At 70.7% G+C, this 18574-nt stretch carries 20 protein-coding genes; 14 read left to right on the top strand and 6 right to left on the bottom strand.

The genetic code is table 11. From position 1 onward, the window contains the following. Positions 1 to 50 precede the first annotated feature (50 nt). The 8 genes from B0I32_RS34500 (at position 51) to B0I32_RS34465 (ending at position 8148) form a co-directional block, all read left to right on the top strand. The gene (locus tag B0I32_RS34500) at positions 51 to 1199 is read left to right on the top strand and encodes an alpha/beta hydrolase (RefSeq protein WP_106246969.1); all 1149 of its coding nucleotides are present in this window, start codon (positions 51 to 53) and stop codon (positions 1197 to 1199) included. Continuing rightward, positions 1196 to 2398, top strand: a complete 1203-nt coding sequence (locus B0I32_RS34495) for an FAD-dependent oxidoreductase (RefSeq protein ID WP_106246967.1) — start codon at positions 1196 to 1198, stop codon at positions 2396 to 2398. Before B0I32_RS34500 ends, B0I32_RS34495 begins: the two co-directional genes overlap by 4 nt. Then, the gene (locus tag B0I32_RS34490) at positions 2373 to 4103 is read left to right on the top strand and encodes an AMP-binding protein (protein WP_181308088.1); all 1731 of its coding nucleotides are present in this window, start codon (positions 2373 to 2375) and stop codon (positions 4101 to 4103) included. Before B0I32_RS34495 ends, B0I32_RS34490 begins: the two co-directional genes overlap by 26 nt. Beyond that, positions 4100 to 4519, top strand: coding sequence for an FAS1-like dehydratase domain-containing protein (locus B0I32_RS34485; protein ID WP_106246964.1), 420 nt, complete (start codon positions 4100 to 4102; stop codon positions 4517 to 4519). The genes B0I32_RS34490 and B0I32_RS34485 overlap by 4 nt, the downstream gene beginning before the upstream one ends. Then, positions 4516 to 4929, top strand: a complete 414-nt coding sequence (locus B0I32_RS34480; RefSeq protein ID WP_106246962.1) for a MaoC/PaaZ C-terminal domain-containing protein — start codon at positions 4516 to 4518, stop codon at positions 4927 to 4929. The genes B0I32_RS34485 and B0I32_RS34480 overlap by 4 nt, the downstream gene beginning before the upstream one ends. Next, positions 4929 to 5819: an amidohydrolase family protein gene (locus tag B0I32_RS34475; protein ID WP_106246961.1), complete on the top strand. Its 891-nt coding sequence runs from the start codon at positions 4929 to 4931 to the stop codon at positions 5817 to 5819. The genes B0I32_RS34480 and B0I32_RS34475 overlap by 1 nt, the downstream gene beginning before the upstream one ends. A gap of 30 nt (positions 5820 to 5849) precedes the next feature. Next, entirely contained in the window at positions 5850 to 7361 is a 1512-nt protein-coding gene (locus B0I32_RS34470) for an FAD-dependent oxidoreductase (protein ID WP_106246959.1), read from the top strand. A 79-nt stretch (positions 7362 to 7440) separates the two neighbouring features. Beyond that, positions 7441 to 8148 carry an IclR family transcriptional regulator gene (locus B0I32_RS34465; protein ID WP_106246958.1) on the top strand — a complete coding sequence of 236 codons (708 nt, stop codon included), beginning with the start codon at positions 7441 to 7443 and terminating at the stop codon, positions 8146 to 8148. A gap of 136 nt (positions 8149 to 8284) precedes the next feature. Here B0I32_RS34465 and B0I32_RS59075 read toward each other — a convergent pair whose 3' ends face one another. Both B0I32_RS59075 and B0I32_RS59070 read right to left on the bottom strand, forming a co-directional pair. Then, positions 8285 to 8797 (bottom strand): IclR family transcriptional regulator domain-containing protein, encoded by a 513-nt coding sequence (locus B0I32_RS59075; protein ID WP_425438124.1) that lies wholly within the window; start codon positions 8795 to 8797, stop codon positions 8285 to 8287. 75 nt (positions 8798 to 8872) lie between these two features. Next, positions 8873 to 9094 (bottom strand): helix-turn-helix domain-containing protein, encoded by a 222-nt coding sequence (locus tag B0I32_RS59070; protein WP_219912148.1) that lies wholly within the window; start codon positions 9092 to 9094, stop codon positions 8873 to 8875. A gap of 111 nt (positions 9095 to 9205) precedes the next feature. Here B0I32_RS59070 and B0I32_RS34455 point away from each other — a divergent pair, with 111 nt between their 5' ends. Continuing rightward, positions 9206 to 10222, top strand: a complete 1017-nt coding sequence (locus B0I32_RS34455) for an amidohydrolase family protein (RefSeq protein ID WP_106246956.1) — start codon at positions 9206 to 9208, stop codon at positions 10220 to 10222. Here the strand turns inward: B0I32_RS34455 and B0I32_RS34450 are convergent. Then, a complete protein-coding gene (locus B0I32_RS34450; RefSeq protein WP_106246955.1) occupies positions 10200 to 11000 on the bottom strand; it encodes an alpha/beta fold hydrolase in 801 nt (266 codons plus the stop codon). The two genes, B0I32_RS34455 and B0I32_RS34450, sit on opposite strands and share 23 nt — an antisense overlap. A gap of 69 nt (positions 11001 to 11069) precedes the next feature. On the opposite strand from B0I32_RS34450, the gene B0I32_RS34445 reads away from it, so the two are divergent. Further along, complete coding sequence (locus tag B0I32_RS34445) at positions 11070 to 11801, top strand: winged helix-turn-helix transcriptional regulator (RefSeq protein WP_106246953.1); 732 nt, start codon at positions 11070 to 11072, stop codon at positions 11799 to 11801. On the opposite strand, the gene B0I32_RS34440 is transcribed toward B0I32_RS34445, so the two are convergent. Then, a complete protein-coding gene (locus B0I32_RS34440) occupies positions 11715 to 12461 on the bottom strand; it encodes an MBL fold metallo-hydrolase (protein ID WP_106246951.1) in 747 nt (248 codons plus the stop codon). The genes B0I32_RS34445 and B0I32_RS34440 overlap by 87 nt on opposite strands. A gap of 48 nt (positions 12462 to 12509) precedes the next feature. On the opposite strand from B0I32_RS34440, the gene B0I32_RS34435 reads away from it, so the two are divergent. Together B0I32_RS34435 and B0I32_RS34430 are read left to right on the top strand one after the other, a co-directional pair. Further along, entirely contained in the window at positions 12510 to 13025 is a 516-nt protein-coding gene (locus B0I32_RS34435; protein ID WP_106246949.1) for an ArsR/SmtB family transcription factor, read from the top strand. Positions 13026 to 13156: 131 nt separating this feature from the next. After that, the gene (locus B0I32_RS34430; protein WP_219912147.1) at positions 13157 to 14371 is read left to right on the top strand and encodes an aminopeptidase; all 1215 of its coding nucleotides are present in this window, start codon (positions 13157 to 13159) and stop codon (positions 14369 to 14371) included. Between the two features lie 139 nt (positions 14372 to 14510). Here B0I32_RS34430 and B0I32_RS34425 read toward each other — a convergent pair whose 3' ends face one another. Next, a complete protein-coding gene (locus B0I32_RS34425; protein WP_106246947.1) occupies positions 14511 to 14798 on the bottom strand; it encodes a putative quinol monooxygenase in 288 nt (95 codons plus the stop codon). Between the two features lie 270 nt (positions 14799 to 15068). Here B0I32_RS34425 and gad point away from each other — a divergent pair, with 270 nt between their 5' ends. Further along, positions 15069 to 16451 (top strand): glutamate decarboxylase, encoded by a 1383-nt coding sequence (gad, locus tag B0I32_RS34420; RefSeq protein ID WP_106246946.1) that lies wholly within the window; start codon positions 15069 to 15071, stop codon positions 16449 to 16451. A 178-nt stretch (positions 16452 to 16629) separates the two neighbouring features. After that, complete coding sequence (locus B0I32_RS34415) at positions 16630 to 17400, top strand: class I SAM-dependent methyltransferase (RefSeq protein ID WP_245956213.1); 771 nt, start codon at positions 16630 to 16632, stop codon at positions 17398 to 17400. A gap of 327 nt (positions 17401 to 17727) precedes the next feature. Here the strand turns inward: B0I32_RS34415 and B0I32_RS34410 are convergent, their stop codons facing one another. Further along, entirely contained in the window at positions 17728 to 18570 is an 843-nt protein-coding gene (locus B0I32_RS34410; protein WP_106246944.1) for a hypothetical protein, read from the bottom strand. Between the last annotated feature and the right edge of the window lie 4 nt (positions 18571 to 18574).

Raw genomic sequence — 18574 nt, 5'->3', positions numbered from 1 at the left:
CGCGCCGCCGACCCACCACCTGCCCTTCTTGCGCTGATCAGGAGCCGCCCGTGCTGTCCCGCGAACTACTGCCCATCCCGATGTCCCAAGGCGGACGCCTGGACATCAACTCCGGTGTCGCCCGGATGAGCGGGAAGATCTGGGCCACCCTCTGGAAGGACGACCGGCGGCAGCCGACGACCGCCGTGCTGATCGTGCACCCCGCCTCCAACTTCATCGGCCACTACGCGCTGGAGGAGCTGGCCTCGCGGGGCGTGGCCGCGGTCGGCCTGGCCACCCGTTACGTCGGCAACGACTCCGCGCTGATCATGGAGAACTGCGTCCTGGACGTCGGCGCGGCGATCCGGCGCCTGCGCGAGCTGGGTTACGAACGGGTGGTCCTGGTCGGCAACTCCGGCGGCGGCGGCCTGGCCGCGCTCTACCAGGAGCAGGCCGAGCACCCCACCATCACCCACACGCCGGCCGGGGACCCCGTGGACCTGACCGGCGCCGGCCTGATCCCGGCCGACAAGATCGTGATGGCCATGGCGCACCCCGGCCGCGCGGTCGTCTACACCGAGGGGCTGGACGCGGCCATCACCGACGAGCGGCGGCCCTTCGACCGCGACCGGTCGCTCGACATGTTCGACCCGGCCAACGGGCCGGCGTACGGCGAGGAGTTCGTCGAGCGCTACCGCGACGCCCAGATCGAGCGCAACCGCCGGATCACCGGCTGGGCCGCCGAGCAGATCGAGGCGCTGCGCGAGCACACCAGGGAGTCGCCGGCCGGCCTGAAGGAGGCGCCGGACGACCTGCCCTTCGTCGTCCACGGCACCGCCGCCGACCCGCGCTTCCTGGACCTGGCCCTCGACCCGTCCGACCGCAAGGCCGGCACCCTGTGGGGCTCCCCCTGGGTGGCCAACTTCCAGCCGGCCTCGCTGGGCCACCTCACCAGCCTGCGCTCCTGGCTGAGCCAGTGGAGCTACGACCGCAGCCGGGCCAACGCCTACCTCGCCCTCCCTCACGTGCAGGCGCCGGTCATGGTCGTCCACGGGTCGGCGGACTGCGCTGCCTTCCCCAGCCACGCCCGCACCATGTACGAGGCCGTCGCCCACGACCGCCGCGAGCTGGTCGAGATCAAGGGCGCGGACCACTACTTCCAGGGCCGCCCCGACCTGGCCCAGACCATGTGCGAGCACATCGCCGAGTGGAGCCGATGATGGGCGTTCACGACGTGGCCGTGGTCGGCGCCGGCCCTGTCGGGCTCACCGCCGCGCTCGCCCTGGCCCGGCGCGGCGCGTCCGTCGTCGTCCTGGAGGAGAGCGAGCGGCTCAGCACCGAGTGGCGGGCCTCCACGTTCCATCCGCCCACCATCGAGATCGCCCGCGACCTCGGCGTCGTCGGCACGATGTTGTCGAGCGGCATCGTCGCCAGGAAGTACCAGGTGCGTGACCGGCGCGACGGGCTGATCGCGGAGTTCGACTTCGGGCTGCTGGCCGGCGAGACCGACTATCCGTTCAGGCTGCAGCTCGAACAGTACAAGTACACGCAGATCATCAAGGACGCCATCGAGGAGCGGCACGACCGGGTGGACATCCGGCTCGGGACCGGCGTCGTCGGCGTGAGCCAGGACGACGGCGAGGCCGCGCTGACCACCGCCTCCGGCGAGCGGGTCGCGGCCCGCTGGGTGCTCGGCGCCGACGGGGCGCGCAGCACCGTCCGCAAGGCGCTGGGCACGCCGTTCGAGGGACTCACCTACGATCACCGGTATCTCGTGCTGAGCATCGACTACCCGGTGGAGACCCTGCTGCCCGGCATCTGCGACGTCAACTACATCGCCGACCCCGTGGAGCACCTGCTGGTGCTGCGGGTGCCCGACCTGTGGCGGGTGGTCATCTCGGTGCCGCCGCACGTCACCAGCGAGGAGGCGGTCTCCGACCCGTACGTGGCCGAGCGGCTGCGCGGCCTGTTCGGCGACCACCCCGAGCTGCCGCTGCGCGAGCGGAAGATCTACTCGGTGCACCAGCGCGTGGCCGACGCCTTCCGTCAGGGCCGGGTGCTGCTGCTGGGCGACGCCGCGCACGTCAACAGCCCGATGGGCGGCATGGGCCTGAACGGCGGCATCCACGACGCGTTCGACCTGTCCATCCAGCTCGGCGCGGTGCTGAACGGCGAGGCCGGCCCGGACGTGCTGGACGCCTGGGCGCACCGCAGGCGCAAGGCCGCGATCGAGGCGGTCAGGGAGCTCACCCACCGCACCACCACCGCCATGGCCGAGCAGGACGAGGTCGAGCGGCGCAGGTACCAGCGTCAGATGTCGGAGATCGCCGCCGCTCCGCCACGGGCGCGTGACTGGATGATGGACGCCGCGATGATCTCCAATGTACGGACCCATGACCTCCCACCCCGTGCCGGATGAGCGGCTGGCCGCGTACCGCAGCGAAGGAGACCGGATGGCCCACGAGCCGAACGACCTGCCCGAACCCGCCGAGCTGAAGATGAGCGTCGCCACCGCCCTGCGCGCCGCGGCGCAGGCGGCGGGCGATCGGCCCGCCATGATCCAGGGCGAGCGCACCGTCGGTTACGCCGAGCTGGACGAACGCGCGGCGCGGCTGGCCGGTGCGCTGGCCGGGCACGGGGTCGGCCCCGGCTCGACCGTCGCCATCGGCCTGTACAACTCCTTCGCCTACCTGGAGACCATCGTCGCGGCGTTCAAGCTGGGCGCGCGGCCGGTCAACATCAACTACCGCTACCGCGCCCCCGAGCTGCGTTACGTGCTCGACTACACCGACGCGGCGGCCTTCGTGCACGACACGAGCCTGGCCGCCCACGTCCGCGAGGTGCCGGGCGACCGCCTGCTCCTGGAGGTCGGCGCGGAGGCCGAGCCGCTCGCGCCGGTCGTTCCGTTCGAGCGGGCCGTCGAGCACGAGCCGGTCCACCGCGACGCCGCCGCCGGCTCGCCGCACGGCATCATCCTGCTCACCGGGGGCACGACAGGCCGGCCCAAAGGCGTGATCTGGGACCGTGACGGCCTGCTGGGCATCCTGCGGGGCGTCTTCCGCCAGGCCGGGCTGGAGCCGCCGCAGACGCCGGACGAGGTGCGGACGCGGGTCCGCGAGCTGCGCGCGAAGGGCGGCCCGCCGGTCGTGCTGCCGATGTCGCCGCTCATGCACGGCACCGGCCTGTTCCACGCGCTGCGCACCCTGCTGGCCGGCGGGACGATCTGCTTCTGCACCTCCCGCTCCCTCGACGCGGAGGAGGTGTGGCGGACCGTCGAGCGGCACGCGGTCACCGAGATGGTGATCGTCGGCGACGCGTTCGGCCGGCCGCTGGTCGACGCGCTGGCCGCCGCCGAGCGGGCGGGGCGGCCGTACGACATCGGCAGCCTGCGCTCGATGACCAGCTCCGGCGTCATCTGGAGCGCCGAGGTCAAGCGGGAGCTGCTGCGGCGCGGCGGAATGACGCTGATCGACAACATCTCGGCGTCCGAGGGCGGGCCCTTCGGACAGGCGCTGGCCCGCTCGGAGGCCGACGTGGCCGACGGACGGTTCACGCTGTCCCCCGTCGCCCGGATCCTGGACGAGAACGACCAGGACATCAAGCCGGGCACCGGGCAGGTCGGGGTGCTGGCCAGCGCGGGACCGCAGCCGGTCGGCTACCTCAAGGACCCGGAGCGGACCGCCAGGGTCTGGCGGACCATCGACGGCGTCCGGTACGCGGTGCCCGGCGACCTCGCCTCGCTGGACGCGGACGGCAGGCTGATCCTGCTCGGCCGCGGCGACGGTGTGATCAACACCGGCGGCGAGAAGGTCTTCCCCGAGGAGGTCGAGGAGGCGCTGGTGACCCATCCGAACGTCTCCGAGGCGGTGGTCGTCGGCGTACCCGACCCGCGCTGGGGTCAGATCGTGGTCGCCGTCGTCGCGCCCGCGGACGCGCTGGCCGAGGTCGAGGACGAGGCGCTGAGCCGGCACGTGGGCGAGCGGCTGGCCGGGTACAAGCGCCCGCGCGCCATCGTCCGGGTCGAGGCCATCCCGCGCAGCCCGGCGGGCAAGATCAACCGGCCGTCCGCGCGGGAGCTGGCGGTCGGCCACCTGCGCCCGGCCACGAAGGAGTCGACCCTGTGACCGATGTTCCCTTTCCGATCGAGCGGGGCCACGTGCGGGCGTTCGCCCGCGCCCTGGGGGAGGACGCGGACGTCGTCCCGCCCACCTTCCCGATCGCCTTCTCCCAGTTCGACCCGGACTGGCCGTTGCGCATGAAGCCCGGCGAGCCCTGGAACGGGTCAGGAGCCGACGCGGGCCGCTCGTCCGGCGGAACCGGCGGCCTGCACGCGGAGCAGGAGTTCGAGTACTTCCGCCCGATCCGCGTCGGCGAGACGCTGACGGCCCGCAAGCGGCAGGGCCGGACGTGGCACAAGAGCGGCCGGGCCGGCGTGCTGAACTTCGCCGAGCGGCACGTCGACTTCCACGACGCCGACGGCAACCTGGTGGCCCGCTCCACCTCGGTCTCGGTGCGGATCACGAAGGAGGAGCCCTCATGACGGTGACGGCAGGCCGGCAGGTGTCCCAGGTCGTCGTGACGGACCTCAAACGCACCCAGATCGTCATGTACGCGGGCGCCTCAGGCGACTACAACCCGCTGCACACCGACGAGCCGTTCGCCACCGAGATCGCCGGGCATCCGACCGTGATGTCCCACGGGATGCTCACCATGGGCCTGGCCGGCCGGGTGCTGACCGACTGGTTCGGGCACGAGAACGTACGGCGCTACCGCGCCAGGTTCAAGGCCCCCGTCTGGCCCGGTGACACCATCACCGCGACCGCGGTCGTCACCGACGTGCTGACGGTCGACGGGCAGCGGCGTGCCGAGCTCGCCCTCACGGCGGTGAACGCCGACGGCGTGGAGGTGCTGTCCGGCACCGCCACCGCGATCATCGACGAGGAGGCGTGATGACGATCGACGTCACCTCGCTGGACGCGATCGACGTGCACACCCACGTGCACACCTCCGTCCGCGAGACCCAGGGGCCCGGCGACGGCGACGACAGGTTCGCGGCGATGGCCGGCTACTTCAAGGCCGGCGAGGTCAGGAAGTTCACCGTCCCGATGATCGCCGAGTACTACCGCGAGCGGAACATGGCGGCGATCGTCTTCGGCGTCGACTCCATGTACCTCAGCGGCCGCGAGCAGGTCCCCGGCAACCAGGAGATCGCCGAGCAGGCGGCCCTGCACGCCGACGTGCTCATCCCGTTCGCCAGCATCGACCCGCACCGGGGCGCGGCCGGCGTGCGCGAGGCGCGGCGGCTGATCGAGGAGCACGGGGTGCGCGGCTTCAAGTTCCACCCCACCACGCAGGGCTTCTTCCCGAACGACCGGATGGCCTATCCGCTGTACGAGGTCATCGCCGAGCACGGGCTCGTCGCGCTGTTCCACACCGGCCAGACCGGCGCGGGGGCGGGCACGCCGGGCGGCGGCGGGCTGCGGCTGAAGTACTCCGACCCGATGCACGTCGACGACGTGGCCGCCGAGTTCCCCGGCCTGCGGATCATCCTGGCGCACCCGTCGTTCCCCTGGCAGGACGAGGCGCTCGCGGTCGCCATGCACAAGCCGGAGGTCTACATCGACCTGTCCGGCTGGTCGCCGAAGTACTTCCCGCCGCAGCTCATCCAGTACGCCAACACGCTGCTCAAGGACAAGGTACTCTTCGGGTCGGACTTCCCGATGATCACTCCGGAGCGCTGGCTGGGCGACTTCGCCAAGATCGGCATCCGCGACGAGGTCCGGCCGAAGATCTTGAAGGAGAACGCGGCCAGGCTGTTCGGGCTCACCGGAGAGGCATGAGGCGCACGTACGGTCCAGGAGGAGGTCAGCATGCACCATACCGGTCCCTTTGACCGGACCGTCGACGTCGTCGTGCTCGGCCTGGGCGACGCCGGCGCGGTCGCCGCGGTGACCGCCCACGACGCGGGCGCCGAGGTGCTCGTCGTCGAGAAGCAGCAGGCGGCGGGGCACCGGCCCAACAGCCGTTACGCGGCCGGCTTCTTCCTCGTGCCGGAGGACCTGGAGGGCGCGGTCGCGTACCTGTCGGCCATGTACGCGGTCAACGGCGAGCTGTCCACGGTCGATCCCGCCCTGATCCGCGCCTGGGCCGAGGAGGCGGCGGCCAACCCGGCCTGGCTCGACCGGCACGGCGGCACGTACGTGAAGATGAACATCCACGGCGAGCACCCGTCGCTGCCCGGCCACGAGTCGATCCGGGTCTACAAGGCGCAGCCCTCCGGCTCGCCCGAGGGCTACACCGGCTGCCCGATGCACGGCTTCCTGCGCGGCCTGATCGCCGAGCGCGCCATCGAGGTGCGGTACGGGACCGCGGCCAGGTGGCTGCTCACCGACGCGGCGGGCGCGGTCGTCGGCGTGGAGACCGAGTGCGACGGCCAGGTGCGGCGGATCGGCGTGCGCCGCGGCGTCGTGCTGGCCGTCGGCGGCTACGAGTCCAGCGAACGGCTCAAGCGGCAGTACCTGCCGATCTCCCCCGCCCACTTCTACGGCACCGAGCACAACACCGGCGACGGCATCACCATGGCGATCGAGGCCGGCGCGGAGCTGTGGCACATGAACGTCTGGCCGGGGCACTTCGTGGCCAGGTTCCCCGGCGGCGGCTACACCGGAGGGACGGGCATCGACCTGTGGGGGTCGGGCCGGTTCGGGCCGCCGGACGACGTACGGGCGCCGGGCTCGATCTTCGTCGACGGCACGGCCCGGCGCTTCATCCGCGAGCCGGGCCGCCAGCACGCCGCCAACCTGGAGCTGCTGGCCATGGACGCCGACTCGCTCACCTATCCGAGGATCCCCACCTGGTGGATCTTCGACCAGGAGCGTTTCGAGCGGGCGACACTGGTGCCGACGTACTCGGGGCCGGCCGGGCCGGTCGGTGACTACACCTGGAGCGAGGACAACGTCGCCGAGCTGCGCGAAGGCTGGATCCAGTCGGCCGGCTCCGTCAAGGAGCTGGCCGTAGTGTGCGGGCTCGACCCCGCCGCGCTGGAGCGGACCGTCGCGCGCTACAACGAGCACTGCGCGAACGGCGTCGACGCCGACTTCGGCCGTGATCCCGTCACGCTGACCCCCCTCGGCGGCGACCGCTACTACGCGGTCCCGCTCTGGCCCGGAGGGTCCCACACCGTCGGCGGTCCACGCCGTGACGCGAACGCTCGCGTCGCCTCGATTCGGGGAGGTTCGATCAGCCATCTCTACTCCGCCGGAGAGCTAGGATCACTACACGGCCTGCTCTATCCGACCGGCGGTGGCAGCATCGCCGAGTGCCTGGCATTCGGCCGGATCGCTGGACGCAACGCGGCAGCCGACCGGGTAGGTGGAAGTTGACGCTCGAAGTGAGATCAGGCCGGCTTCATGCGGGCACAGCGGATGTCGGTGGCACCGACGGCGGTAGGGATGACGTGACGTGAGCACTGGTGATCGCGCCGGCGAGGGCGCGAGTCAGGGCAGCGGGTCCCAGACCCTGGATCGGGGCCTGCGGCTGCTGGAGCTGCTCGCCTCCGAGGACCGCGACATGACCGTCGCCGAGCTGGCCACGTCGCTGGGCATGCACCGGCAGGCCGTCTACCGGCTGCTCACCACGCTGCGCCTGCACCGCCTGGCCGCGGAGGGCAGCTCGGGGCGCTACCGGCTCGGGCTGGGCGTGATCCAGCTCGCCAGGCAGGCCAACCCGCAGCTCCGTCGCGCGGTCGTCCCCTACCTGCGTACGCTCGCCGAGGAGCTCGGCGTCACCACGCAGTGCGTCGTGGCCGAGGGGGCCGACGCCGTCGTGCTGGCGGTCGTCGAGCCGCCCGACGCGATCTTCCACCTGTCCCAGCGCAGCGGCGCCCGGCACGCCCTCGACCAGGGGGCCAGCGGTCTGGCCATCATGCTGTCCCGCCCGCCTCAGGCCGGCGACCCGCCCGCGGTGACCGAGGCGCGCGAGCTGGGCTACGCGGTGTCGCGCGGCACCCTGACCCCGGGCGCGGTGGGCGTCGCGGTGCCGCTGTACGACAGCGAGGGCCACTCGCTGGACGCCAGTCTCGGCATCGTGTCGATGGTGGACCTGGAGGTCGAGCGGACGGCCAAACGCCTGCTGGAGGCGGCGGCGCAGATCACGGCCCGCGAGCTGTAGCCCCGCTCGGGGCCGCACTCGCGATATCCGGCGCTCGGCGGGGACGCGCCGGATCGGCCTTTCATGAGCCGGTCTCGCGAGTGTCGTTCATCGCCCGAGCTGGCCGATCCGGCGAGTGGTGTTCGTCGCGCGTGAGCTAGCCGATCCGGCGGGTGTCGTTCATCGCGCGCGAGACGGCGCGCGCGGTGGCACGGACGGCGGGCACGTAGATCGCCGCGTCGAAGTCGGCGCTCGGTGCCACCACGGACACGGCGGCGACGACGCCGTCCGCGTTGCGGATCGGCGCCGCCGCCGTGGTGTGCGGCTCGGGCCCGGCCTTGCTCCCGATGGCGTAGCCGCCCCGCCTGACCTCGGCCAGCACCCGGCGCAGACTCTCGGCGGTGCGCACCCCGTCGTAGCTCTGCCCCTCCTCGAAACGCTCGAGGAAGTGCTCCTGTACGTCGGCGGGCGCGTGGGCGAGCAGCACCAGGCCGACCCCGGTCCCGGTCAGGGGCATACGGCCGCCGACCCGGTAATGCGCCGGGCTCGCGTCGTGCGCGGACAGCCGCTCCACCAGCGTGGCCGCGTCGCCGTCCCGTACCGCCAGCAGGATGTGCTGGTGGGTGACGTGGAACAGGTCCTCCAGGTACGGCATCGCCACGGCCCGCAGCCCGTGCCCGCGCGGGGCGAGCGAGGCGATCTCCAGCAGCCGCAGGCCGATGACGTAACGACCGTCGTCGAGGCGCTACAGCGCCCCGGTCTCGGTCAGCTTGCGCGCGAGGCGCAGAGCGGTGCTGCGCGGCAGCCCCGTCCGCTGAACGAGACCCGCCAGCGACAGGACGCGGTGCTCGGCGTCGAACGCGCTCAGCACCGCGAAGGCCCGGTCGATCACCGCCTCGCCCGCCTTCTGCGCCGGCACGGCCACCCCCGGCCCGAAGCCCGCCTCGGGCAGATCTGACGCCGCCACCACACATCTCCGTTCCACTGAGTGGCATCCATCGTGCCACTCAATGGCACCCTTCCTAACCTGAAGACACCGCACACCGCCACGCACCGTGGCCTGACAGGGGAACCATCCATGAACACGCCGGGCCTGATCGACGTCCACGCCCACTTCACCACGCCCCACTACATCGAGGCCGCCAAGGCAGCCGGCCATGTGCGACCCGACGGCATGCCCGAGACCTACTGGCCGAGATGGACCGCCGAAGAGCACCTGGCCTTCATGGACGAAGCCGGCATCGCCAAGGCGATGCTGTCCCTCTCCTCACCGGGAGCCCACTTCGGCGACGACCTGGCCGCCCGCCGCCTGTCCCGCGAGATCAACGAGTTCTGCGCCCAAACCGTACGAGACCACCCGGACCGATTCGGCCAGTTCGCCACCCTCCCCCTGCCCGACGTAGAGGGCGCGCTGACGGAACTCGCCTACTCCTTCGACGAACTAGGCGCCGACGGCGTGGCCCTGCTGTCCAACCACGCCGGGATCCGGCTCGCCGACGAACGGCTCATGCCGGTGCTGGCCGAACTCGACCGCCGCGCCGCCGTCGTCCTCCTGCACCCGACCACCTGCCCGGGCCACGAGGCGCTGTCGTCGGGACGCCCCCAGCCGATGATCGAGTTCCTCTTCGAAACCGCCCGCACGGTCATCGACTTCATCCTCAGCGGCGCCGCGACGAGGTTCTCCCGCCTCCGCCTGATCGTCCCCCATCTCGGCGGAGTGCTGCCCCTGCTCGCCGAACGCGTCGAAGCGTTCCGCACGATCAGCGGCGAACCGGCCGACCGGATCACGGTCACCGAAACGCTCGGCCGCTTCTCCTACGACCTGGCCGGCATGCCGTCGAACCAACAGATCACCGCACTCACCGCCATCGCCGCCCCGGACCGCCTGCTCTATGGCAGCGACTACGCCTGGACCCGACGCGACCTCGCCCTGCACCTGCTGACCTCACTCGACAAGACATTGTCCGACGAGCACGAGAACTGGCGATCCCTCACCACCCACAACGCCGAGTCGATCCTCCCCCACGCTCCCAGGAACGGGGCATGGCCTGAAGAACGGGGTGAGGCAACGGTCAAGAGTGGAAGAACGCGGTGAGCGCAGGGCCGAGGACCTTGGCGTTGACCATGTGCTCGCGCACGTCGAGAGTCCGGCGCTCGGCGTGGGGCAGGCGCGCGGCGACAGCGTCGGCGGCCTGGCCGAAGAAGCCGCCCGGAAGTCCAGCCATGTGCGGATCGACGCCCGCTCCGGTGGCCACCAGGACCGGCTGATCGATCGTGGCGAGCCGCGTGACGGGCGGAGGCCCCTCCCCCAGGCAGGCGGCGTCGTAGGCGAGGGTGTGCGCGAGGTTCAACAGCGGCGGCCACATCGGCGAGCCTTCCGCCCCGGCGATGTCCTGCTCGGACGCGCCGGCCAGCCGCATGAACAGCTTCAGCGCCTCGCCGTGCTCTCCGTCGGCGAGCGCGACGCGCAGCTGCCTGACGTACGCCTGCCAGGCCTGGACGGCGGTGTCGCCGATCGCATACGGCACGTCGAACACGGCGACCTTGCCGATGGGCAGTCCGGCCGCTGCCGCCTCCAGCACGAGCGCACCCCCGGAGGAGGCGCCGAACAGATGCGCCGGCCCGCCGACCGCGTCGATCAACGCCGCCAGGTCCTCGATCTCCCGTTCCAGCGCGTACGGCTGCACGTCGCCGCTTCCGGCGCGGCCACGGCGAGCGTAGTTGACGGCGGTGAAGTCATCTGCCAGCTCCTGGGCCAGCGGCCGGTTCTCCGCCCCGTCGTCCAGCCCACCGCCCACCAGGACGACGACGGGACCGCTGCCGACCCGCTCGTAGACGATCGACGTACCGTCCCGGGAGGTGACCTGCGGCATCGTTTCTCCTCGGTTCGTCTATACTCCTACCTCAGGAGAGGCTACTCCTAGAAGAGGAGAAACTGTAGCGTGTCCGGTTCCCGTAGTTATGGAGATCTGTGTGGCATCGCCCGGGCTCTGGATGTCGTGGGTGAGCGCTGGGCCCTGCTGATGGTGCGCGAGCTGGTGTTCGGCCCCAAACGCTTCGTGGATCTGCATCGCGGGCTGTCCGGCGTGAGTCACAACGTGCTGTCGCAGCGCCTGCGGGAGCTCGAGGACTCCGGCGTGGTCGCACGCCGCGTCCTGGGGCCGCCCGCTGGAGCACGCGTCTACGAGCTGACCCCGCGCGGCCGGGAGCTCGAGCCGGTTCTGCTGGCGCTCGGCCGGTGGGGCAGCTCCATCCTGCCTGCGAGCACGTCGGCGACCGAGTTGAGCCCGGACGCGCTGGCGTTCGCCCTCAAGACCACCTTCGCCCCCGCCGCAGCGGGCGATCTGTGCGGCCGCTACCAGCTGCGCCTCGGGAGCGACGCCTTCTCCGCGGAAGTCGCCGACGGGCGGCTGCACATCGCCCGAGGCGAGATCTCCGACGCGGCGGCCACGATCACCTGTGCCGTGCACGTCCTGCAGGACCTGGTGTTCGGCGGCCGGGACCTCGATGCCGCCGTACACGCTGCGGACGCCACGGTCACCGGCGACGCATCCACCCTGCGGCGCTTCCTGCGCTGCTTCGATGACTCACGAAAGGTCGAAGCTGAGACCGGACGTGGCGATGCCGATCTCACCGTCGTATCCGGCGGCCCCAGCGGCGGCTCGCGCGGCTGAGGCGTCCGTACCCGGTTGCAGGTGCGTCAGCACCAGGTGCCGGGCATCGGCTTCCATGGCTTGCCGGCCCGCCTGACGGGCGCTCGTCAGGTAACGCCGGGAATCCTCCGGGACCTGCTCCACATGGGTGGCCTCGGCCAGGAGCAGGTCAGCGCCACGCGCCAGTTCCACCCTGTCGGGACTCGGGCCGCTGTCGCCGGTGTACGCGAGCACCCGTCCGCCCGCCGTCAGCCGGATGCCGGCATTGGGTACGGAGTGCGGCAGCAGACGGGTCTGCACGCGGAACGGGCCGATGTCGAATCCGCTGCCGGCGGTGAACTCGTGCAGCGCATAGGCGTCGGTCAGCACCCCCGGGCGGTCCAGCGCGAGCACCGCGTCCAGAGCGCCGGGCAGCGAGTACACCGGCAACGGCGCCGGCGGGTCGTCACGCATGGTGCGCGCCCGCAGCAGCGGGTTCAGGTCGGCGCAGTGGTCGGGATGCCCGTGGCTGATGAACACCGCGTCGATCTGATCGGCGCCGACCCGTTCCAGCAGCCGCGGCACCGTCGCATGGCCGAGGTCGACGAGCAGCCTGAACCCGTCGTGCTCCACGAGGTGACCACTGCAGGCCTGGCCCGCGGCCGGCCACGCCCCGCATCCGCCCAGGATCGTCAGCAGCACCCGTGCACCTTAACGGAGGTCGCTCGTTCGCGGGAATATAATCCCAAGGTGTCTTGGGAAAATCAGGATGACCTTGTCCCCCTGCGCGCCCTGGCCAACCCGCTGCGCATCCGCATCGTGTCGCTGCTCACCGGCGCGTCGATGTCGGCCACCGAGGTCGCCGACCAACTCGGCATCGCGCACGCATCGGCCAGCTACCACCTGCGTCAGCTGGCCAAAGCGGGCTTCCTCCTGCAGACGGACGAGCGGCCGCGGGCCGGCAGGGGTCGCCCGCAACTGCGCTACCGCTACGACCCGTCCAGCGGCGAGCGCCTCGACCGTTCCGAGGGACGGCAACTCGTCCACCAGGCGATGAGCACTGACCTGGCCAGACGCCTGGCTGAGACTGATCGCGCGCGCACGTCCATGGACGCCGAGGTATGGCTGGCCAGGCCCGTCTGGGAGGAGATCGTCGGCCTGATCGACCAGGCCGTGACGCTCCTGCACGACAAGGCCGGACCACCGCACGACGGCGTCAAGGTCAGCATGACCGCACTCCTGCTCGAACTGCGTGACGAACGATGATCGCAGCGCTGCCCTGGCCCTCGTCGACCGGTTCGGCCCGGCTGAAAGCTCTGCCCTCGCTGGGGCCGGGTCCGGCGCCGGAGCGGCTGCCGTTCCTGCCCATGCGCCACAACGAACGCGAAGGAGCCACCTTGACCATTCCCCCCGCTGACCTGTCCGGCTATGCCGACGTCGTGTTCGACGTGGCCGTCCCCCTGCTGCCGGACGACCGGGTGCTGATCAACGCCGAGATCGAGCACGCCCCGCTCGCCCGCGCCCTGGCCGAGGCCGCCTACGCCAGAGGCGCCCGGTACGCCGACATCTGGTACTTCGACCCGTACGCCAAACGATCCCGCGTCCGGCACGCCGACACCGCGACCTTGGCCGAGGTGCCCTCTTGGCTCGACGCCCGCAACGACGAGCTGGAACGGCACGGCGGCATCATCGTCAACATCCGCGGCGCCGCCGCCCCCGACCTCCTGGCCGGACTGGATCCGGTACGCGTCGGCCTGGACCGCATGCCGTCGCTGACCTCACGGCAGCGGCTCCAGCTCGGCAACCTGGTCCGCTGGACGATCGTCCCCTACGCCACCCCCGAATGGGCCCGTGCCGTCTTCGGCGAACCCGACCAGGCCAGGCTGTGGCGGCACCTGCGCCGCATCCTCCGTCTCGACGAACCCGATCCGCGCGCGGCGTGGCGGCAGCGCATCGCCGAACTGCTTGATCGCGCTCGACGGCTCACCGAGATGCGCCTGGACGCCGTACGGTTCGAGGGCCCCGGCACCGACCTGACCATCGGCCTGCTCCCGGACGCCCACTGGACCGCCGCCCGCCTGGAGGACGTCAAGGGCCGCCCGTTCCAGGCCAACCTGCCGACCGAGGAGGTGTTCACCACCCCCGATCATCGGCGCGTCGACGGCATGGTCCGCTCCACCCGGCCGCTGTCGCTCGACGGCACCGTCATCCGCGACCTGGAGCTGACCTTCGCCGCCGGCGTCGTGACCGATGTCAGGGCGAGCGCCGGAGCCGACGTCGTCCGCGCGCACCAGGCCACCGACGCGGGAGCGGCCCGGCTGGGCGAACTCGCTCTGGTCGACCGTTCCTCGCGGGTGGGCGAAAGCGGCGTCACCTACCTGGAGACCCTGCTGGACGAGAACGCCACCTGCCACCTGGCCTGGGGCGCCGGGCTACCGCCTGGCGTACCCGCCCGCCTGCGCACGGACGATCCCGTACGGCTGGACGCGGCGGGCGTGAACACCTCCCGCGTACACGTCGACTTCATGGTCGGCGGCCCGGACGTCACGGTCACCGGCCTGGGCCCCGGCGGAAAGGTGGTACTCCTGCGCAACGACACCTGGGACTTCTGACGCCCCGCCACTCGGTCGGAAACAGGTTTGTCCGTCGCAGCCACCCCGCCGACGGTCTTGAACAAGTTGCTCTCAGCGGTGACAACACATGCGGGCCATCGGCCGCGATGTCTCCGGCTAGCCGGCGCCCGCACTCGGTTCAGGTCAGCGAGCGCACGTCCGCGACGTCGTACTCGGCCACCGAGGCGGCGAGGATCGCGGCGCGCTGCGGGCCGCTGGGGCCGCTGCCGCGGAACGCCTCGACGGCCGCCTGCGACTCCCAGCGCTCGAAGATGTGGATACGGCGGACATCCACCGGGTCCGCGGTGATGGCGAAGTCAAGGCAGCCGGGTGCGCGGCGGGCCAGCTCGATGATCCCCACGCAGTCCGCGAGATAGCGCTCGCGCTGCTGCGGGTCGACGACGATATGCCCCGCGACGATTACCATGTGCTGCTCCTCTGCCGAGTCCGAACCGACCGTTGCGGGCTATGACCGTCGACCGAGCAGAAACTCATCGGTACGCGCCCGACGAACACGACGATCCGCCACGCCCGAGGTGGTACAGCCGGATGAGGTTGCCGCGCAGCTCGGCGAGCGGAGCGCGCCGAAGAGGCGAATTGCGCACGGAAGGATCCAGCTCTTTTGCCTGTGCGTAGCTTTTCGCTGCTCAAGATCGGGGCACCGCTCGCTTAGCGGTCACGGACAGGGGAGGCACTGGTGGCGCTGCACCGCGTCAAATTCACCGAGGACATCGACGACTCCAGTGATCTGTTCGTCGGCCCCGTGAGCTCTCAAGCCCTGCCCAAGGACGCGATGCCCGACGCACACGCACGGCCCGACGTCGTCTACGAGGCCATCCACCAGGAGTTGTCGCTGGACGGCAACGCGGCCCAGAACCTCGCGACGTTCTGCACGACCTGGTCAGAGGACCAGGTACGGCGGCTCATGGCCGAATGCCTCGACAAGAACGTGATCGACAAGGACGAGTACCCCCAGACGGCCGCCATCGAGTCGCGCTGCGTCGCCATCCTCGCCAGGCTCTGGCACGCCCCTGGCGGGCACGACACGATGGGGTGTTCGACGACGGGATCCAGCGAGGCCGCGATGCTCGGCGGCCTGGCGCTCAAGTGGCGGTGGCGGGAACGGCGTAAGGCCGAACGCCGGCCGTACGACAGGCCGAACCTGGTGTGCGGGCCCGTCCAGGTCTGCTGGGAGAAGTTCGCCCGCTACTTCGACGTCGAACTCCGCCAGGTGCCGCTGGAGCGCGGCGCGACCGGGCTGCGCCCCCACCAGCTGGAGCAGTACGTCGACGAGAACACGATCGGGGTCGTCGCCATTCTGGGCGTCACGTTCACCTGCGACTACGAGCCGGTCAAGGCCCTGGCCGACGAGCTCGACCGTATCCAGGCGAGCACGGGCCTGGACATCCCCATCCACGTGGACGCCGCCTCCGGTGGCTTCATCGCGCCGTTCCTCCACCCGGAGCTGCCCTGGGACTTCCTCGTCGAGCGGGTCGTCTCCATCAACTCCTCCGGGCACAAGTACGGCATGGCACCGCTGGGCGTCGGCTGGATCATCTGGCGGCAGCCGGAGCTGCTGCCCAAGGACCTGATCTTCTACGTGGACTACCTCGGCGGCGTCATGCCCACGTTCGCGCTGAACTTCTCCCGGCCAGGCGGGGAGATCATCGCCCAGTACTACCTGTTCCTGCGCCTGGGCAAGCAGGGCTACCGCCAGATCGCCGAGGCGTGCGCCGCCACCGCACAGTACCTGGCCGAGGAGATCGCCGCGATGGGTCCCTTCCGGCTTCTGTACGACGGGAAGGGCGCGCTGCCGGCCGTCTCGTACACGCTCAAGGACCCGGCGAACGCCCCCTTCAGCCTCTTCGACCTCAGCGATCAGCTGCGCATGCGCGGCTGGCAGGTCCCCTCCTACCACCTGCCGGCCGACCAGCAGGACACCGTCATCCAGCGCGTCATGATCCGGCACGGCATCGGCCGCGATGAGATCTCACTGCTGGTCACCGACCTCCGGCACGCACTCGCCCGACTGACCAGCGGTCCAGCGAGCAACGCCGAGCGCACAGCGTTCCACCACTGACGCTTTTAATCTGCAGGTTCCGGGTTCGAGCCCCGGGCGCCCTACCGACGCCACGGCGAATAACGCGGATCAGCTCGCGCTATCCGCGGCATGCGCGGACGGGTTGTCCTTGCGAAAACCGTTGGTGCCCGGCTTGCTCCGATGATGGACTGACGCCCCGCCGTGAGTCTGCCGCGTGATGGAGGTAGTGGTTGTGACGGAATATGACGTGCTTGCCGAGGTGTATGAATGGCTCATCTCGGATGCGAAGTTGCCTCCAGCCGAGTTCGCTGCGTCGTTCGACGACGTCCTCAGTCTCCTGCCGTCGAACGCTCACGTCCTCGACTGTTCGTGCGGAACCGGCCAGTTGGCGGTTGGCCTCGCCGGTCGTGGCATGCAGGTTGTCGCAACTGACGCCAGCGAAGCGATGGTTCGTCGGACTGCAGAGTTGGCTGAGGAGTTCGGGGCATCCGTCCGGGCCATGCGGGCGAACTGGGAAGAGTTGCCCGACCATTTCGAGGACGACACGTTCGACATAATGTTCTGCGTTGGCAACTCGCTTCACCATGCCGCGGGCGCGACAGGCAGGGGTGCTGCTCTGGAGTCGATGTCACGGCTTCTGCGCCCTGGCGGGCGCTTGGTGCTCACATCCCGCACTTGGGAACTCGTGAGGGCCAGAGGTTCCCGGCTGGACATCAGTGACCGACTCGTCCGCCGGAACGGTCGCGATGCCGTCGTGGTCTACCGCTGGGAGATTGCGCCGCATTGGGAGGAGGAGCACCACATCGAGATTGCGATCGCGCAAGTTGATGCGACTGGGCCGGTTCTCGTCCGCTCGGAACTGCTGTCCTGCTGGCCCTACCGGTACGAGGAACTCGAAGTCGAGCTGCACCGGGTCGGACTCCGGACGGAAGTGAGCACGTTCGATCTTGAGGCCGAGAACTATATGGTGGTCGCGAGCAAGGTATAGACACCGGGCTCTCAGTCCCCGGTCGGACCGCGCTGTTACTCGCAGGACGCTTGCACCCTCTCATCGGTGCGGGTCAAGCGGTCCTACGACGCCGCCGCGACTGAGCCGCGCATTGATCGCACAGTTGGCCTCTTCCACTTCAGGCTGCTTTGAGCAGGGATGACGCGATCGCGGGTACCTGGTGACAGCTTCGTCAACGACAGGCCGAGTCCTTCGACTCGAACAGGGCCTTCGCCGGGGACGACCTCGGCACGGCGGTCGTCGAACCCGCCGCCCGGGCCGTCCTGCCGTCCTACGGCACCGCCGCGCGGGACGCCCCCGGATGCCTCACCCCGCGACGATCATCCCCAGGTCGTAGGAGCTGTCCTTCAGCGCCAGCCAGGCCAGCTCCCACGCGTTCATCGGGCGCACGTCCCGCAGCACCGCGAGCAGGTCGTCCTTCGCCAGCTCGCCCGTCACCTCCACGAGCGTGTTCCCCCGCACGGTGACCAGCGTCGAGCCCAGGTCCAGATGATCGCCCCAGATTCCCGGGGCCACTTCCTTGCACGCGCCCCGCACCCCGGAGCCGCAAGCCTGGCCGGCCGTCAGCCCATGAGGTCCCTGGACGGTGACGGCCACCTCCAGACCATCGCGCCGGCGCTCGTAGCGGAGGAAGAGGATCCCTTCCTCCTCGTTGACGGAGTCGAGACGGTAGTCCGGCTGGTCGGTGGCGATGATGGGCACTTGTTCACGCGCCATCATCTGTGCGGCGACCAGCGCCGAGAGGGGTCTGTCTCCCAGGACGACGGCGATGCCGAGGACGAGGACCGTCCCGATGGTGGCCATGCGCGTCACCACGCGCAGCGGCAGCACCGTGGCCCCGGCGAACAGGTAGCCGGCCGCTCCTATCCCCATGAAGACCAGAAGGCTGCCCCACCCGCCCATCCCCGCGATCTCGGCGGGCCGGACCGGAGCCGCGATGAAGCCCATGACGATGAAACCCGGTCCCAGGATCGAGATCAGCCACCACCAGGGCAGCCGGCCCCAGAGAGTCAGCAGCATCCCCGCGGGCAAGGGCATGGCCAGCATCGCCAGGAACACGAGGATGTCGTCATCCACTACCTGCGCCAGGGCGGCTTCCCCGATCCCGATCACGGCCCCCACCAGGGCCGCCCGGATTAAGGCGTTCATGTCC

Origin of the sequence: Nonomuraea fuscirosea (assembly GCF_003001935.1) — a bacterium.
Classification (GTDB): Bacteria; Actinomycetota; Actinomycetes; order Streptosporangiales; family Streptosporangiaceae; genus Nonomuraea; species Nonomuraea fuscirosea.
The sequence above is the reverse complement of the archived record's forward strand: the minus strand, read 5'-3'. Positions and strand labels throughout refer to the sequence as shown.

What these genes read in the sequence shown, in the direction of transcription:
- B0I32_RS34495 (WP_106246967.1), top strand. Translation starts at nt 1,196, where the DNA reads ATGATGGGCGTTCACGACGTGGCCGTGGTCGGCGCCGGCCCTGTCGGG.
- B0I32_RS34490 (WP_181308088.1), top strand. Translation starts at nt 2,373, where the DNA reads ATGACCTCCCACCCCGTGCCGGATGAGCGGCTGGCCGCGTACCGCAGC.
- B0I32_RS34480 (WP_106246962.1), top strand. Translation starts at nt 4,516, where the DNA reads ATGACGGTGACGGCAGGCCGGCAGGTGTCCCAGGTCGTCGTGACGGAC.
- B0I32_RS34475 (WP_106246961.1), top strand. Translation starts at nt 4,929, where the DNA reads ATGACGATCGACGTCACCTCGCTGGACGCGATCGACGTGCACACCCAC.
- B0I32_RS34470 (WP_106246959.1), top strand. Translation starts at nt 5,850, where the DNA reads ATGCACCATACCGGTCCCTTTGACCGGACCGTCGACGTCGTCGTGCTC.
- B0I32_RS34455 (WP_106246956.1), top strand. Translation starts at nt 9,206, where the DNA reads ATGAACACGCCGGGCCTGATCGACGTCCACGCCCACTTCACCACGCCC.
- B0I32_RS34450 (WP_106246955.1), bottom strand. Translation starts at nt 11,000, where the DNA reads ATGCCGCAGGTCACCTCCCGGGACGGTACGTCGATCGTCTACGAGCGG.
- B0I32_RS34425 (WP_106246947.1), bottom strand. Translation starts at nt 14,798, where the DNA reads ATGGTAATCGTCGCGGGGCATATCGTCGTCGACCCGCAGCAGCGCGAG.
- B0I32_RS34415 (WP_245956213.1), top strand. Translation starts at nt 16,630, where the DNA reads ATGGAGGTAGTGGTTGTGACGGAATATGACGTGCTTGCCGAGGTGTAT.
- B0I32_RS34410 (WP_106246944.1), bottom strand. Translation starts at nt 18,570, where the DNA reads ATGAACGCCTTAATCCGGGCGGCCCTGGTGGGGGCCGTGATCGGGATC.